This window comes from Actinotalea ferrariae (assembly GCF_019733465.1).
In the GTDB taxonomy this organism is placed as follows: Bacteria; Actinomycetota; Actinomycetes; order Actinomycetales; family Cellulomonadaceae; genus Actinotalea; species Actinotalea ferrariae_A.
In genome coordinates this window covers 1-1,272 of sequence record NZ_JACVQL010000351.1, presented here as the reverse complement: position 1 = coordinate 1,272, position 1,272 = coordinate 1, and the positions used below count along the sequence as shown (strand labels likewise).

At 75.2% G+C, this 1,272-nt stretch carries 1 protein-coding gene and 1 tRNA gene; one reads left to right on the top strand and one right to left on the bottom strand.

Annotated features, from left to right (window positions below; all coding sequences use genetic code 11):
• Positions 1-41: 41 nt before the first annotated feature.
• A tRNA-Arg gene (locus ICW40_RS19590) sits at positions 42-114 on the bottom strand.
• Positions 115-287: 173 nt separating this feature from the next.
• On the opposite strand from ICW40_RS19590, the gene ICW40_RS19585 reads away from it, so the two are divergent.
• On the top strand, positions 288-1,272 hold a 985-nt coding region (locus tag ICW40_RS19585), incomplete at its 3' end, for a dynamin family protein (protein ID WP_221655658.1).

Sequence of the window (1,272 nt, the reverse complement as noted above, 5' to 3'; positions counted from 1 at the left end):
ACCAAACGTCCAGGATCAGCCGAAGTACTACAGCCGTCGAGCGCCCCCGGCAGGATTCGAACCTGCGACCTGCGGATTAGAAGTCCGATGCTCTATCCACTGAGCTACGGGGGCGAGGCGCCCCGGGCCTGGCGAAAGAGCCGCTGACCTGCAGGAACGCTGTCGCGGGTCATCCTACAGGGCGGGTGGTGACCATCGTCACGCGCGGCCCGCGCCGGATGCCTCGTGCGCCCCCGGCGCGCATGTTTGGCGCGGGCGACGCCTCACGGGAGGATGGCCCCGTGACCATGGCGCCGAGCACTGCGAGGGCCCGCGTGGTCTCCGGTGCCGGGCGGCAGACGAGCGCGACCGACGAGCGGCCGCGCGCGAGCGCGTCGCTCCTCGACGCCGTGACGGACCTGCGCCGCGACGTGGCCGCCACGACCTTCCCCCTCGCGCTGCCGGGGGTGGACGCCGCCGAGCGGCGCCGGGTCGAGCTGCTCGACCAGCTGGACGACCACCTCCTGCCGCGCCTGCGCGAGCTGTCGGCACCCGCCGTCGTCGTGGTGGCCGGCTCGACCGGTGCGGGCAAGTCCACGCTCGTGAACTCGGTGCTCGGCACCGAGGTCAGCCCCGCCGGGGTGCTGCGTCCGACGACGCGCCGTCCGGTGCTCGTGCACCATCCCTCCGACGGCGACCTCCTGGTCGAGCACCCGCTGCGGGACGCCGTCGACGTCGTGGACAGCCCCGACGTGCCGCGCGGGATCGCGCTCGTGGACGCGCCGGACCTCGACTCGCTGGTCGAGACGAACCGCCTGACGGCGCACCGCCTGCTCGAGGCCGCCGACCTGTGGCTCTTCGTGACGACCGCCGCCCGGTACGGCGACGCCCTGCCGTGGCAGGTGCTCGACCAGGCCGCCCGGCGCGGGACGTCGATGGCGATGGTCCTCAACCGCGTGCCCGCCGAGGCGCTCGTCACGGTCCGGGGTGAGCTCATGGCCCGGCTGCGCACCCGCGGCATGGCCGCCGTGCCCGTGTTCCTCGTCAAGGACCTCGGGCCGCACGAGGGTCTGCTGCCGGCACCCGCGGTCGCGCCGATCCGGCGCTGGCTCGCGACGGTGGCCGGGCCGGACCGCGCGCGGGCCGTGATCGCGCGGACTCAGCGCGGCGCCGTGGCCGCGCTCCGGCCGTGGGTCGAGGAGCTGGCCGAGGCGGTCGAGGAGCAGGTCGACGCCGGCGAGGCGCTCCGGGCCGCGTTGACGGACGTCGTCGGACGCACCGCGTCGGCAGCGG